Source organism: Collimonas sp. OK242, from assembly GCF_900107095.1.
In the GTDB taxonomy this organism is placed as follows: Bacteria; Pseudomonadota; Gammaproteobacteria; order Burkholderiales; family Burkholderiaceae_D; genus Collimonas.
Genome location: NZ_FNOR01000009.1, coordinates 30884 through 45246 on the forward strand (window position 1 = coordinate 30884; position 14363 = coordinate 45246).

Below are 14363 nucleotides of genomic sequence, written 5' to 3' on the forward strand. Positions count from 1 at the left end.
TCAGTTGCGGCGAGTTAGTTGGACGCCGCAACGGCACCGCCGGCAGCGGCCTGCACTTGCGCCTGATGCATGCGCTTACGTCCGGCGACTGCGTGTTCGCGCATGATGTCGCCTGCAGCTTGCGCATCGCCATTGGCGATGGCATCGACGATCTTGTGATGCTCGCCGGTTGAAGTCGGCAGGCTGCCCTTTTGCGCCAGCGCCGAGCGGCGGAACAAATTGAGTTCGTTGACCAGGCGCCGATAGGTATGCAACAACTTCTTGTTGGCGGTGAACTGCACCAGCGAGTCATGGAAATGCAGATTCAACTTCAGGTAGCCGTCGATATCGCCCAGCGTCACCATGCCATCCATGCGATCGAGCAACGTGCGTAGTTCCTGCACCTGGGCCGGTTTGATGGTCGCTGCCAGCTTGCGCCCGATCAGCTCATCCAGCACGGCCCGCACTTCATAGATTTCGTCGGCTTCTTCGACCGAGATCTGGCGCACGAAGACGCCGCAATTCTTTTCCTGCAGGACCAGCCCCGCCTCTTCCAGCGCCCGGAACGCCTCGCGTACCGGACCGCGTGAAACGCCCAGCATGTCCGCCAGCGACACTTCATTGAGTTTGTCGCCGGCGACCAGATCGCCGGCCAGGATCATGCGTTCCAGCTCCTTTTGCACGAGCGAAGGCAGCGAGTTTTTCTGGACCAGGGCGATGGTGTTCATTGTGCGGCTAGTAGTCATGGCAATTTTTTTTCGAGTCGGTGATTGCACTTTAATTTAACAACGTGTAGATTGTCAACAAAATACATAAAACATGATGCAATTACAAGCAGACCCCTGCAACAGATAGACCGCGCGCCTGCTGTTGAAGAATGCGCAAAGCTGGCGCCAGATCTGCTCACCCGGCATCTTTTTATAGTTGACCAATACCTGCACCAAACCAAAGGAAATAGCATGAGCCTGCAAAGCCGCGACCCGATTCTTCTGACGCCAGGACCGCTGACCACATCGCTCGCTACCAAGAGCGCCATGCTGCAGGATTGGGGTTCATGGGATGCATCATTCAATGCCATCACCGGCAAGCTGCGCCAGCAACTGCTGGACATCGCCAATGCCCATGAGACGCATGTGTGCGTGCCGATGCAGGGCAGCGGCACGTTTTCGATAGAAGCGGCGATCAACACGCTGCTGCCGCGCAACGGCCACATGCTGGTGCTGATCAACGGCGCCTACGGCAAGCGCATGGCAAAAATCGTCGAGATGATGGGACGCCAGGTAACGGTATTCGAAACCGCCGAGGACGTGCCGACCACCGCTGCCGACGTCGAGCGCGTGCTGAGCAACGACCGCAGCATCACGCATGTCGGCGTGATCCATTGCGAAACCAGCACCGGCATCTTGAATCCCTTGCAGGAAATCGCCGCGGTGGTGGCACGGCACAAGAAGAGCCTGATCATCGACGCCATGAGTTCCTTTGGCGCGCTGGAAATCGACGCGGCGAAGATCAGTTTCGATGCGCTGATCGCGGCCAGCGGCAAATGCATAGAAGGGCCGCCAGGCATGGGTTTTGTGATTGCGCGCAAGAACGTATTGGAAAAATGCGCAGGCAACTCCAGGTCCTTGTCGCTAGATTTGCACGACCAGTGGGCCTACATGGAAAAGACCACGCAATGGCGCTTCACGCCGCCGACGCATATCGTGGTTGCCTTCCATCAGGCCTTGAACCAGTTTTTTGCGGAAGGCGGCCAGCCGGCAAGATTGGCGCGCTACACCAAAAACTACGACACCTTGATGGCGGGCATGCGCGAGTTGGGATTGATCCCGTTTTTACCGGCAAAAATCCAGGCGCCCATCATCGTCACCATGCACGCACCGCACAGCGCCAATTATGAGTTCAAGAATTTTTACAACCGGGTGCGCGCCAAAGGTTTCATTCTCTATCCGGGCAAGCTGACCCAGGTTGAGACTTTCCGCGTGGGTTGCATCGGTGCGATTGGCGCGGAAGAAATGCGGCAGGCAGTGCATGCGATAGGCGATGCGCTAAGCGAGATGGGAAAGGCAAGAAACGCAAGCTACTCTTAAAGAGATAGTTTAAAGAAAGAAAACGGGCCGGATTTTGTAAAGACGGAATCCGGCCTGGTCACGCAAGATCGTTAGGCACAACCGTGGCCGCCTGCGGCCTTGCTTGTCATCGGCAAATCCCGCCCGCTTTCTCGCGTATGGCCTGCGGCTTCCAGGCGCTGCAGGTAATCTTCCCACATCGCCTCTTGATCTCGCCCCAGCTTATACAGATAGGCCCAGGTATAAATGCCGCTGACATGTCCGTCCGAAAAAGTCGGCTTGACGGCATAGTTGCCAACCGGTTCAAGCGCAGCCATTTCAACCTTGCGCTTACCTGTTTGCAGTACCTCTTGCCCTGGACCGTGGCCGCTTACTTCGGCCGACGGCGAATAGACGCGCATCAATTCAAACGGCAGCGAAAACACCGCGCCGTCATCGAAGGCGACTTCCAGCTGGCACGATTGCTTGTGCACTGTGAATGACACCGGCATGGGCGCAGGTGCTGATTGTTTGGAGCCGGTCATAGGGATGGTCTGGATAAGCTTGAAATAAGATTAAAACTGCTCGGATATCGCCGCGCGCAACGCGCCCAGCAATGCCTGCCGCTGCGCAAGGCTGGCCGGCAGCGGTTGCCGCTGGGCTTGCGCCCACACCGGGCTGGGGAAATGGGCGTCGTCCAGATAACGTGGAATCACATGCCAGTGCAGATGCGGCGTCATGTTGCCAAGGCAAGCCAGGTTGATTTTTTCTGGCAGCATGATGTTGCGCACGGCGGTTTCCACGATCCATACGGCATCCATGAATAGCGCGCGATCGGCCGTCGACAAATCCGTCATTTCCTTGACGTGGCGGTGCCAGATGACGCGGCAGAAGCCCGGATACATGGCATCATCGACCAGCACCACGCGGAATTTTTCGGCGCGGTGGAGAATTTCCCCACCGTCGCCGCTGCACAATTCGCAATCAACCGAATGCGTTGTCATGGCTACACCAGGATCCTTTCGATGCCGCCGTTGTTGGCGCGTGCAACATAATCCGGCAGCCAGTTCTCGCCCAGCAGGTGACGCGCCATTTCAACCACGATGTAATCGGCGGTCGTGCCGGAATCATCGTTGTAGCGCGACAAACCCTGCAAGCAAGACGGGCAGGAAGTGAGGATCTTGACGTCGCCGCCAAAACCGTCGGCGCGCAGCTTATCCGCGCCCTTGTTCATCTCTTCTTCCTTGCGGAAACGGACCTGGGTCGCGACATCCGGACGGCTCACGCCGAAGGTGCCGGACTCGCCGCAGCAACGCTCGTTCTTCTCGATCTTGGCGCCGTCGTCAGTGGTGATCAAGGCATTCACCGTCTTCATCGGATCCTGCAATTTCATCGGGCTGTGGCAAGGATCGTGGTACATGTAACGGGTACCGCTGACGCCTTCCAGCTTGAGATTTTTCTCCAGCAGGTATTCGTGGATATCGATAATCCGGCAGCCGGGGAAGATCTTGTCGAACTGATAGCCCTGCAACTGATCGTAGCAAGTACCGCAAGATACGATGACGGTCTTGATGTCGAGATAGTTCAGGGTATTCGCCATGCGATGGAACAGCACGCGATTGTCGGTGATGATCTTTTCCGCCTTGTCGTAATCGCCGGAGCCGCGTTGCGGGTAACCGCAGCACAGATAACCCGGCGGCAGCACGGTTTGCACGCCGACCTCCCACAACATGGCCTGGGTCGCCAATCCTACTTGCGAGAACAGGCGCTCGGAACCGCAGCCGGGGAAATAAAACACCGCTTCGGTATCGGCCGTGGTGCTCTTCGGATCGCGGATGATCGGCACGATCTTGTCGTCTTCGATATCCAGCAAGGCGCGCGCCGTCTTCTTCGGCAGATTGCCCGGCATCTTCTTGTTGATGAAGTGGATTACCTGTTCTTTGATCGGCGCCTTGCCGACCGTGGCCGGCGGTTTCTTGGTCTGCTTCTTGGCGAATTTCTTCAGTATGTCGTTGCCGAGGCGCTGCGCCTTGAAACCCCAGTCAGTCATGACTTTGCGTGTCATGTTGATAGTGGCCGGATCGGTTGCATTCAGGAAGAACATGGCGGCCGTGGTGCCTGGATTGAACGATTTCTTGTTCATCTTGCGCAGCAGGTTGCGCATGTTCATCGAGACGTCGCCGAAATCGATGTCGACCGGGCATGGCGTCAGGCATTTATGGCAGACGGTGCAATGGTCGGCCACATCTTCAAACTCTTCCCAATGCTTGATCGAGATGCCGCGCCGCGTTTGCTCTTCATACAGAAAGGCTTCCACCAGCAGCGAAGTCGCCAGGATCTTGTTGCGCGGCGAATACAGCAGATTGGCGCGCGGCACGTGGGTGGCGCACACCGGCTTGCATTTGCCGCAGCGCAGGCAATCCTTGACGCTGTTGGCGATGGCGCCGATATCGCTTTGCTGCATGATCAGCGATTCGTGCCCCATCAGGCCGAACGACGGCGTATAGGCATTGCTCAGGTCAGCCTCGAAACCAGGCAGGTTCAGCAGCTTGCCCTTGTTGAAGCGGCCTTCCGGATCGACCCGCAGTTTGTAGCTGCGGAAATCCTTGATCTCGTCTTCCGTCAGGAATTCCAGCTTGGTGATGCCGATCCCGTGTTCGCCCGAAATCACGCCATCCAGCGAACGCGCCAGCGTCATGATGCGGGCTACGGCGGCATGCGCATCCTGCAGCATTTCATAGTGATCGGAGTTGACCGGCAAGTTGGTGTGCACGTTGCCGTCGCCGGCGTGCATGTGCAAGGCAACGAATACGCGGCCGCGCAAGACCTGCTTGTGAATCTCGTTGAACTCGTCGAGAATCAGCTTGAACGAAGCGCCGTTGAAAATCTGCCGCAGCAAAGCGCGTACTTCCTGTTTCCAGGAGACCCGCACAGTACGGTCCTGCACCACGTCGAATACGGTGGCGGCAGGCTGTTGCAGCAGGCGCTCGTCAAATGTCGCGCTGAGTTTTTCCAGCCCCAGTGCGGCCAGCTGTTCTTTCGCATCCTTGAGCGGCGTATCCAGATGCGCCAGCAGATAAGTCCAGCGCGCCTGCACCTCGGCTAACAGTTGCTCAGCCTGGTGCACGCGGTCTTCCAGGATTTCCGCCGCAGGAATGTCGTCGCCGTCAACATCGTCGCCCTTGCCCAAAGGCAGATTTCCCTTGAGCAGGAAATCGCGCAATCCGCCCAGCAATTGCAGCTTGTTCTTGACCGACAATTCAATGTTGATGCGTTCGATACCGTCGGTGTACTCGCCCATGCGATTGAGCGGAATCACCACGTCTTCATTGATCTTGAAGGCGTTGGTATGCTTGGCGATGGCAGCCGTGCGGGCGCGGTCCAGCCAGAATTTCTTGCGCGCCTCCGGGCTGACCGCGACAAAACCTTCACCGACCCGGTTGTTAGCCATGCGCACCACTTCCGATGCCGCCTGCGCTACTGCGTTTTCGTCGTCGCCGACGATATCGCCGAACAAGGCCATCTTCGGCAGCACGCCGCGCTTCGACTTGGTGGTGTAGCCGACCGCGCGCAGATAACGCTCGTCCAGATGCTCCAGGCCGGCCAGGATCGCCCCGCCCTTTCTGGTTTCGGCGTCGAGAAAGTCTTTGATCTCGACGATCGATGGAATCGCATCGCGCGCCTGGCCGAAAAATTCCAGGCAGACGGTGCGCGTGTGCTTCGGCATCTTGTGCAGAATCCAGCGCCCGGATGTAATTAAACCGTCGCAGCCTTCTTTTTGAATCCCTGGCAAACCGGCCAGGAATTTATCGGTCACGTCTTTGCCCAGGCCTTCCTTGCGGAATACGCGGCCGGCGATTTCCAGGATTTCCGTCTTGAACGGCGTTTCGCTTGGACGGCCTTTTTCAGCCGGGTGGCGCCATTCGAGCTGGAAGCGCGCCAACGGCGTGTCGTGGATCTTGCCGAGGTTGTGGTCGAGACGGGTTACATCCAGCCAGTCGCCGTTCGGATCGACCATGCGCCAGCTGGCCAGGTTGTCGAGCGCAGTGCCCCACAACACGGCTTTCTTGCCGCCTGCATTCATCGCGATATTGCCGCCGACGCAGGACGCTTCGGCCGAAGTCGGATCGACCGCAAATACGAAACCGGCTTTTTCTGCAGCGTCGGAAACCCGTTTGGTAACCACGCCGGCGCCAGAATAGATCGTGGCGTATTCTTTATCCAGACCCGGCAGCACAGCCATTTCGACTGCACCCAGTTGCTCCAGCTTTTCCGTGTTGATGACAGCCGACAAAGGCGTCAGCGGAATCGCGCCGCCGGTGTAGCCGGTGCCGCCGCCGCGCGGGATGATGGTCAGGCCAAGTTCGATGCAGCCCTTGACCAGGCCGGCCATTTCATCTTCGCTATCGGGCGTCAGCACCACGAATGGATATTCGACGCGCCAGTCGGTGGCGTCGGTCACATGCGATACGCGCGACAGACCGTCGAACTTGATGTTGTCCTTGGCGGTATAGCGGCCCAGGATTTTATTGGTGCGCTTGCGCAAATCGTAGGTCTGGCGGAATTCGTCAGAGAAGGCGGCAATCGCCTTGCGCGCGGCAGCCAGCAGCGCTTCGACATTCTCGCTGCGCCGTTTCGCTTCTTCATCGCTGGCGCTATCGCGCGCCGCGCCACTCTCCTCTTGGTCGGTGACGATACGGCGCTTGTCGACTTCGCTGAGACGATGATGCAACGCGTCAATCAAGGCCTGGCGGCGCTTCGGATTGTCCAGCATGTCATCTTGCAAATACGGATTGCGCCGCACCACCCAGATGTCGCCCAGGACTTCATACAGCATTCTGGCGGAACGGCCGGTCTGACGCTTGCTGCGCAGTTCGTCGAGCAGACGCCAGGATGCCTCGCCCAGTAGCCGGATCACAATTTCGCGATCTGAAAACGAGGTGTAGTTATAGGGAATTTCGCGCAAACGCGTAGGAGTGGCGCCGTGTGGCGCGTCTGACAATAATGCCTGGATTTTTACTGGGGCGTTCATTGGTCTAGGAAAGTTGACTGCTTTGACTACTGCTGCTGGACCAGTATTTTAGCTTATCGCGCTACTTCGCGACGGCGACATGCCGATTTGTGCAGTGCAAGAGACTGATCATGCCTGGATAGGCAAATCCAATGAAATCAATAAAAACAATCAATTTTTAATTATTAATAGTTTTTATCTAAAATACTTCCCTACCCATTTGTTTCAGGAGCTCTCATGTTTAGCCAAATCATCAGCGAAATCTTCGACAGCATTGCCCTCACGTTGGCCGACTACGGCCAGTGCAAAGGCTGATTTCCCAGAATCCAGGAGCGATCTCATGACCCCTGTCTCGCTATCAAAGAGAAACCCGTATTTCGGTATTTCTCATCTGCTGCGTGAGCGCGCATGGCCATTGCGTATGCTGTCATACCTCATACTACTGCTGATTACACCGGCGATGTTTGGGGCGGGCCTGTCCGCAATTTGATTCAAAAAAGCAACTGACGGCTCACAGCTCACCGTTCACGCGAGCCAGCTCGCAACTTCTCGCCAAAAGCCGTCCGGCACATGCATCAGCAGCCAGACCACCAACATATAGCGGACGAATTTACCGATCGCCATGTACATGACGGAAGGCCAAAACGGCAATTTCAGCCAGCCGCCCACAGTGCAGATGGGGTCGCCGATGCCCGGCACCCAGGCCAGCAGCATGGTTTTTGCGCCATAGCACTGCAGCCAGCCAAACCAGTTGCTGCCGCGCTCGCGGGCGAAAGCTTGCTTGGCGCCGTAGCCCATCCAGTAATCGACCACGCCGCCCAGGGTATTACCTGCCGTCGCGACGAAAATCACCGGCCAGAATAGCGCGCCGTTGGATTTGATCACCGCAAACACTGCCGGTTCCGAGCCCAGCGGCAGCAAGGTAGCGGCGACAAAACTGATGATAAAGACGGAAGTTAAACCGACCGTCGGCACGGCTAGTGTCTTGAGCAACCATAAAACTGCGGATTCGATCATAGGGGCACTTCAAAGAGACGGCAGATGCGGTGCGCGCAACAGCATATGAGGTTGTTGATAACGTTTATTGCGCTGCGGCCGACAAAACCTGGTGACGATTAAAAGCCGTCCATTATAATGATCCGCTGTTCTTTCCGGCCTGATCCCCTTGTCGAGTGCTCTCGACAACCCAATTTGACGACAACATGACCACAGACTATTTGCAGAAAATCCTCACCGCCCGCGTCTACGATGTCGCGGTCGAATCCCCGCTTGAATTTGCGCCGACCCTGTCGCAGCGCATTGGCAACCCGATTTATTTCAAGCGTGAAGATGTGCAAAGCGTGTTCAGTTTCAAATTGCGCGGCGCCTACAACAAGATGGCCAGCCTGACCCCGGCCCAGCTCAAGCGCGGCGTGATCTGCGCTTCCGCAGGCAACCATGCGCAAGGACTGGCGCTGTCGGCTGCCAAGCTCGGCTGCCGCGCCGTGATTGTAATGCCGACCACCACGCCGCAGGTCAAGGTCGATGCGGTCCGCGCGCGCGGCGGTGAAGTAGTGCTGTTCGGCGACTCCTATACCGATGCCTACAACCACGCGCTGACGCTGGAAAAGAAACTCAAGCTGACGTTTGTCCATCCGTTCGACGACCCGCATGTGATCGCCGGCCAGGGCACCATCGGCATGGAAATCCTGCGCCAGCACGCCGGGCCTATCCACGCGATTTTCGTGCCGATCGGCGGCGGCGGCCTGATTGCCGGTATCGCCGCCTATGTCAAAACGGTAAGGCCTGAGATCAAGATCATCGGTGTGCAAACCACCGATTCCGACGCCATGGCGCGCAGCCTGAAGGCCGGCCGCCGCGTCACGCTGCCGGATGTCGGCCTGTTTGCCGATGGCACCGCAGTCAAGCTGGTGGGTGAAGAAACCTTCCGCCTGGCGCGCATGTATGTGGACGAAGTGATCCTGGTCGATACCGATGCGGTCTGCACCGCGATCAAAGATGTTTTCCAGGATACGCGCAGCATTCTGGAACCGTCCGGAGCGCTGGCGGTGGCCGGCGCCAAAGCCTATGTCGAACGCGCCAAGAGCACCCGCAAGCCGATCAAGGACCAGACCCTGATCACCATTGCGTCCGGCGCCAACATGAATTTCGACCGCTTGCGCTTCGTCGCCGAAATGGCCGATATCGGCCAATTGCGCGAAGCCGTGTATGCCGTCACCATCCCGGAAGAGCACGGCAGCTTCCGCCGCTTCTGCGAACTGGTCGGGCCGCGTAACGTCACCGAGTTCAACTATCGCATCAGCGATGAGAAAATCGCCCATGTGTTTGTCGGCGTACAGACTTCGAGCGCCGAAGAAGCCAGCCTGATCGCCAAGAATTTCGAGAAACACGGCTTCAGCACGCTCGACCTGACCCATGACGAGCTGGCCAAGGTCCATGTGCGGCATCTGGTGGGCGGCAAAAGCCCGTTGGCGAAAAACGAATTGCTGTACCGCTTTGAATTCCCGGAGCGTCCGGGCGCGTTGATGCGTTTCTTGAATTCGATGGCGCCGGACTGGAATATCAGCCTGTTCCACTATCGCAGCCAGGGCGGCGACGTCGGCCGCATCCTGGTCGGACTGCAAGTGCCGAAAAAGGAAATGAAAGTTTTCCGCGCATTCCTGGCCGGCCTGGGCTATCGCTATTGGGATGAAAGCAGCAATCCGGTCTATAAATTATTTCTTGGTTAAGACGATCTGCCTCGCTTGCAGTGCTCGCACTGCAAGCGCCGGGCGCCTTGCTTCGCATCCGGCTGCGACCGCCCAAATATCCAACTAATACCCTTCATGCCCTCATCTGGCAAAATACTGCTTTATTAAGCACATGCAAAAGCCATGACCATCTCGAACACGCCTGACGCCTCGCCGCTAGGCAAACCCGCCGCCTACCAGACACAATACCAGCCATCGCTGCTGTTTCCGATTGCCCGCCTGGGCAAGCGCGAAGAAATCGGCATCAGCGGCACGCTGCCGTTTTTCGGCGTCGATATCTGGAACGCCTACGAGGTATCCTGGCTGAATTTGCGCGGCAAGCCGCAGGTTGCCATCGCCACTTTCACGGTCCCGGCGGATTCTCCCAATATCGTCGAGTCGAAATCGTTCAAGCTGTACCTGAATTCCTTCAACCAGACCAAGCTGGCTGACACCGATGCGCTGTTGCAGCTATTGCGCGCAGACCTGTCGGCGGGTTTCGGCGCGCCGGTACATGTCACCCTGAGCACCGCAGATGCATTCTCCGAACTCAAGCTGCAAGAGCCGCAAGGCTTGCTGCTGGACCGGCTGGATATTGAAGTCAGCGAATACCAGCCGAATCCATCTTTATTAAAATGCGACCCGAACCAGCTTGTCGTTGAAGAAACCTTGCTATCGCATTTGCTGAAATCGAATTGCCTGGTTACCGGCCAGCCGGACTGGGGCAGCGTGCAAATCCATTATGTCGGCGCCGCCATCGATCAGGAGAGCTTGCTCAAGTACCTGATCAGCTTCCGCGACCACAACGAATTCCATGAACAGTGCGTTGAGCGTATTTTTATGGACCTGATGCGCAACTGTTCGCCACAGAAGTTGTCTGTCTATGCGCGCTATACCCGGCGCGGTGGTCTCGATATCAATCCATGGCGCAGCAATTTCTCTACTTCGCAGCCACCGTTGAATTGGCGCCAGGCAAGGCAATAGTTAACAATTAGCCACAAATCGTGGCAAAAAGACAGCACTTAAATAGCTGAATGACAATTATTTGGTCAGGAATATTGACGCTCAAAGGATCGGCGTCTACCTTACGACCTCGCTGTAAAGGATCCTTTTGCATATGACAATTTCTTCTCGTTTTACCGCTCTCAGACGCACCGCTTTACTCTCCTGCATGACCGCACTGGTCGCTGCGGGTACGCCGGCCCAGGCTCAGGAAACCCCGGACACCACCGGCTGGTTCAGCAAAACCCTCTCGCAGACCAAAAACCGGTTCGACAATATTGTCGAAAACGGCGACATGGAAGTGTATCTGTCGGGTTATTCCTATCATGGCCGTCACACCTATACGAAAGAGCGCATAGAGGAATTGAATGAAAAGGCCTGGGGCCTGGGTGGCGGCCGCACCATCCGCAATGAAAGCGGCAATGACGAATCCCTGTACCTGTTTGCGATCCGCGACTCCCATTTCAAGCCGCAGGTCATGGCCGGCTATGCCTATGAATGGATCTGGAATGTGCCCAAGACGCCAGTCGAAGTCGGCGCCGGTTATACCGCCATGTTGATGAGCCGCCAGGATTATTTCGGCGGCTTTCCATTCCCGATTGCCTTGCCGGTCGTGTCGCTAGGCGTCAAAGGCGCCAAGTTAATGGGATCCTATGTGCCTCGCCTGTCGCAGAATAAGGGCAATGGCGACGTCTGGCTGGTATTTGCGCGCTTTGAAGTTAAGTAAAAACTCAGGTCATCGCGCTAAGACGATGACCGCAAGTTGATGTTGTTGACTGGAATCAAGTCTATAATCTGAGATAGGCGCCATTAATGAAGGCCGTTAATGGACGCAAAAGCAGGACGCAAAAGCAGAACGTAAAAACAGAACGCAATCACACCGTAGCCTGAGTTATGCTGACTTGGGCCAAGATCGGGGGAGACCTTGCAATGACCGCTACAATCACATTATTGCGATCGGTAGCCCCGGAAATTGGCCTGTTTTCGATATGCTGCGGCAGTTTTAGTGGTGGCCTGAATGGTTGCTTGCATGCTGACCTGAACACTGACTTAGACACAACCACCCGTATTGTGCCGCATACCAATTTGTATTATGACTAATCTTGCAAAAATCCTGCCCACACAAAATGTGGCGTTGGATCTGGAAGTCTCCAGTAAAAAACGCGCCTTCGAACAAGCCGGTTTACTCTTCGAAAACAATTGCGGGATTGCCCGCTCTACCGTCTCCGACAACTTGTTTGCGCGTGAGCGCCTAGGTTCTACCGGCCTCGGCCATGGCGTCGCCGTGCCGCATGGCCGCGTCAAGGGATTGAAAGCGCCGCTGGCCGCCTTTGTGCGCCTGGCCGAACCGATTCCCTTCGAATCGCCGGATGGCGAACCGGTCCGCCTGCTGGTGTTTTTGCTGATTCCGGACAACGTCACCCAGCAACATCTGGAAATCCTGTCGGAAATCGCCGAAATGTTTTCCAGCGATGCCTTCCGTACCATTCTGGCCAGCGATCCCGATCCGGCCTCGGTGCACGCCCATATCGTCGCCTGGCAGCCCATGGGCACCGAAAATGCGACATAATTTGGTGTAAGAACCTGTCGCTTCCAAGATCGCGCTCATCGTGTCTGGGTCGCCTACGGGCGATCTTACTTTGCCACCTAACCAAGCCAGACGCCAACCATGCCCGTTTCCACGCCCTTATCGATTCAGCAGCTGTATGACGAAAATCGCGAATCGTTGCAACTAGGCTGGTTTGCCGGTTTCCCCGGCGGCGAACGCCTGATTTCCGGCGATGCCGCCTCGGCGGCCGACCAGGTCGGCCATCTGAACCTGATCCATCCGGGCCGGATCCAGGTCTTCGGCCACCAGGAAACCGAATACTATCAACGCCTCTCGGCCTCCTCGCGAGTCCATCAGACCGCTGAACTGGTGGCCGGCGCACCACCCGCCTTCATCATCGCGCAAGGATTGGCGACGCCGCCGAACATTCTTGAGATCTGCGACGAAAAGAACATTCCGCTGTTTTCGACGCCGTTGCCGGCAGCGCAGGTGATCGATTACCTGCGGGTATACCTGTCGAAAAAACTGGCGCAACGGATCACCATGCATGGCGTGTTCATGGACGTGCTGGGAGTCGGCGTGCTGATTACCGGCGAGTCCGGCCTCGGCAAAAGCGAACTGGGGCTGGAACTGATCTCGCGCAGCCACGGCCTGGTGGCCGACGATGCGGTCGAGTTTTCCCGCATCGCGCCGAACATGATTGAGGGACGCTGCCCGCACCTGCTGCAAAATCTGCTGGAGGTACGCGGCCTGGGCCTGCTCGACATCAAGACTATCTTCGGCGAAACCGCGGTACGCCGAAAAATGCGCCTCAAGCTGATCGTACATCTGGTGCGGCGCGCCACCTTGGAAGAAAATTACGAGCGCCTGCCGCTCGACGCTAACACCCAGGAAGTACTGGGGCTGCCGATCCGCAAAGTCATCATCCCGGTCGCCGCCGGCCGCAATATTGCGGTACTGCTGGAAGCCGCTGTGCGCAATACCATCCTGCAACTGCGCGGCATCGATACGCTCAAGGATTTCATCGCCCGCCAGCGTATTGCGATGGATAGCGACAGCGATCTTTAAATATCCGAAATCCGCATCGTCATAAAATACAAGGTGGGCGCCCCACCCTGTGTTCTCGATCGCCGTACTTACGGTATCATTAAATAATGCGCATAATTCTTATCACTGGCATCTCCGGCTCCGGCAAATCGGTCGCTCTTCGCGTGCTCGAAGATGCCGGTTATTTTTGCGTCGACAATCTGCCGCCGACCTTGCTGCGGGATCTGGTCGCGACGCGCCGGCATGAGGGTGCGCAAATGCTGGCGGTGGCTACCGACGCTCGCAGCGCCGATTCGCTCACCGGCCTGGCGTCGGACATCCAGCAATTGCGAGCGGAAGGACACGACGTCAAAGTGTTTTTCCTGACAGCGCAGACCGAATCCCTGATCGCCCGCTTTTCCGAAACCCGCCGCAGCCATCCCTTATCGCACCGCCTGCTGCCGGGCCAGAATCCGGCCGACCGTCTGACATTGACCGAATGCATTTTGAATGAACGCGAGATGCTGGTCGAGATCGAAGGCATCGGCCTTACGATAGATACCTCCGACGTCAGCGCCAATCGGCTGCGCGGCTGGATCAAGGAACTGGTCGATACCGAACCGGCGCCGCTGACCTTGCTGTTCGAATCGTTTGCCTTCAAACGCGGAGTGCCGCTCGATGCCGACCTGGTGTTCGACGTGCGCATGTTGCCGAATCCTCATTACGACGCCAATCTGCGTCCGCTGACCGGACGCGATCAGCCTGTCATCGCCTTCCTGGAAGACTTGCCGAAGGTAAGCGACCTGCTCGACGATATCCGCAACTTCGTCGAGAAATGGCTGCCGGCGTTCAAGGACGATAACCGCAGTTACCTGACGGTAGCGATCGGTTGTACCGGCGGCCAGCATCGCTCGGTGTATATGGTCGAACAGCTGGCGCAATATTTCCAGGTTTCCGAACGCGTGGTGCGACGCCATCGCGAACTGGGCTAGAAAACCCGGCTTCCCGGTTCAAGGCGGGCG

General features: G+C 57.2%; 13 protein-coding genes. 8 read left to right on the top strand and 5 right to left on the bottom strand.

The window, feature by feature from the left end; genetic code table 11:
* Nucleotides 1–14: 14 nt before the first annotated feature.
* Entirely contained in the window at nt 15–725 is a 711-nt protein-coding gene (locus tag BLV81_RS11290; RefSeq protein WP_092355844.1) for a phosphonate utilization associated transcriptional regulator, read from the bottom strand.
* A 213-nt stretch (nt 726–938) separates the two neighbouring features.
* Between BLV81_RS11290 and BLV81_RS11295 the strand changes: the two genes are divergently transcribed.
* The gene (locus BLV81_RS11295) at nt 939–2066 is read left to right on the top strand and encodes a 2-aminoethylphosphonate--pyruvate transaminase (protein ID WP_092355847.1); all 1128 of its coding nucleotides are present in this window, start codon (nt 939–941) and stop codon (nt 2064–2066) included.
* Between the two features lie 71 nt (nt 2067–2137).
* On the opposite strand, the gene BLV81_RS11300 is transcribed toward BLV81_RS11295, so the two are convergent.
* Genes BLV81_RS11300 through BLV81_RS11310 form a run of 3 tightly spaced genes read right to left on the bottom strand, consistent with a single transcriptional unit; the run spans nt 2138 to nt 7056 of the window.
* Nucleotides 2138–2569: a gamma-butyrobetaine hydroxylase family protein gene (locus tag BLV81_RS11300; protein ID WP_092355850.1), complete on the bottom strand. Its 432-nt coding sequence runs from the start codon at nt 2567–2569 to the stop codon at nt 2138–2140.
* 30 nt (nt 2570–2599) lie between these two features.
* Nucleotides 2600–3028, bottom strand: a complete 429-nt coding sequence (locus BLV81_RS11305; protein ID WP_092355853.1) for an HIT family protein — start codon at nt 3026–3028, stop codon at nt 2600–2602.
* Between the two features lie 2 nt (nt 3029–3030).
* Complete coding sequence (locus BLV81_RS11310) at nt 3031–7056, bottom strand: DUF3683 domain-containing protein (protein WP_092355856.1); 4026 nt, start codon at nt 7054–7056, stop codon at nt 3031–3033.
* Between the two features lie 79 nt (nt 7057–7135).
* Between BLV81_RS11310 and BLV81_RS23630 the strand changes: the two genes are divergently transcribed.
* On the top strand, nt 7136–7525 hold the full coding sequence (locus BLV81_RS23630; RefSeq protein ID WP_143036323.1) for a hypothetical protein: 390 nt from the start codon (nt 7136–7138) through the stop codon (nt 7523–7525).
* Nucleotides 7526–7560: 35 nt separating this feature from the next.
* Here BLV81_RS23630 and BLV81_RS11315 read toward each other — a convergent pair whose 3' ends face one another.
* On the bottom strand, nt 7561–8052 hold the full coding sequence (locus BLV81_RS11315) for a YqaA family protein (protein ID WP_092355859.1): 492 nt from the start codon (nt 8050–8052) through the stop codon (nt 7561–7563).
* Between the two features lie 155 nt (nt 8053–8207).
* On the opposite strand from BLV81_RS11315, the gene ilvA reads away from it, so the two are divergent.
* The 6 genes from ilvA to rapZ all read left to right on the top strand — a co-directional run bounded on the left by ilvA (nt 8208) and on the right by rapZ (nt 14333).
* Entirely contained in the window at nt 8208–9764 is a 1557-nt protein-coding gene (ilvA, locus tag BLV81_RS11320) for a threonine ammonia-lyase, biosynthetic (RefSeq protein ID WP_255365137.1), read from the top strand.
* Nucleotides 9765–9908: 144 nt separating this feature from the next.
* Complete coding sequence (queF, locus tag BLV81_RS11325; RefSeq protein ID WP_092355865.1) at nt 9909–10748, top strand: NADPH-dependent 7-cyano-7-deazaguanine reductase QueF; 840 nt, start codon at nt 9909–9911, stop codon at nt 10746–10748.
* Between the two features lie 133 nt (nt 10749–10881).
* A complete protein-coding gene (locus tag BLV81_RS11330; RefSeq protein WP_092355868.1) occupies nt 10882–11493 on the top strand; it encodes a hypothetical protein in 612 nt (203 codons plus the stop codon).
* A gap of 366 nt (nt 11494–11859) precedes the next feature.
* A complete protein-coding gene (locus BLV81_RS11335; RefSeq protein WP_092355871.1) occupies nt 11860–12336 on the top strand; it encodes a PTS sugar transporter subunit IIA in 477 nt (158 codons plus the stop codon).
* Between the two features lie 99 nt (nt 12337–12435).
* The gene (hprK, locus tag BLV81_RS11340; RefSeq protein WP_092355874.1) at nt 12436–13383 is read left to right on the top strand and encodes an HPr(Ser) kinase/phosphatase; all 948 of its coding nucleotides are present in this window, start codon (nt 12436–12438) and stop codon (nt 13381–13383) included.
* Nucleotides 13384–13469: 86 nt separating this feature from the next.
* Nucleotides 13470–14333 (top strand): RNase adapter RapZ, encoded by an 864-nt coding sequence (gene rapZ, locus BLV81_RS11345; RefSeq protein WP_092355877.1) that lies wholly within the window; start codon nt 13470–13472, stop codon nt 14331–14333.
* Nucleotides 14334–14363 lie beyond the last annotated feature (30 nt).

Coding starts and splice junctions, on each gene's coding strand:
- BLV81_RS11335 (WP_092355871.1), top strand. CDS start 11,860: ATGACTAATCTTGCAAAAATCCTGCCCACACAAAATGTGGCGTTGGAT.
- BLV81_RS23630 (WP_143036323.1), top strand. CDS start 7,136: ATGCCGATTTGTGCAGTGCAAGAGACTGATCATGCCTGGATAGGCAAA.
- BLV81_RS11330 (WP_092355868.1), top strand. CDS start 10,882: ATGACAATTTCTTCTCGTTTTACCGCTCTCAGACGCACCGCTTTACTC.
- BLV81_RS11315 (WP_092355859.1), bottom strand. CDS start 8,052: ATGATCGAATCCGCAGTTTTATGGTTGCTCAAGACACTAGCCGTGCCG.
- BLV81_RS11295 (WP_092355847.1), top strand. CDS start 939: ATGAGCCTGCAAAGCCGCGACCCGATTCTTCTGACGCCAGGACCGCTG.
- hprK (WP_092355874.1), top strand. CDS start 12,436: ATGCCCGTTTCCACGCCCTTATCGATTCAGCAGCTGTATGACGAAAAT.
- BLV81_RS11300 (WP_092355850.1), bottom strand. CDS start 2,569: ATGACCGGCTCCAAACAATCAGCACCTGCGCCCATGCCGGTGTCATTC.
- BLV81_RS11290 (WP_092355844.1), bottom strand. CDS start 725: ATGACTACTAGCCGCACAATGAACACCATCGCCCTGGTCCAGAAAAAC.
- queF (WP_092355865.1), top strand. CDS start 9,909: ATGACCATCTCGAACACGCCTGACGCCTCGCCGCTAGGCAAACCCGCC.
- BLV81_RS11310 (WP_092355856.1), bottom strand. CDS start 7,056: ATGAACGCCCCAGTAAAAATCCAGGCATTATTGTCAGACGCGCCACAC.
- rapZ (WP_092355877.1), top strand. CDS start 13,470: ATGCGCATAATTCTTATCACTGGCATCTCCGGCTCCGGCAAATCGGTC.
- BLV81_RS11305 (WP_092355853.1), bottom strand. CDS start 3,028: ATGACAACGCATTCGGTTGATTGCGAATTGTGCAGCGGCGACGGTGGG.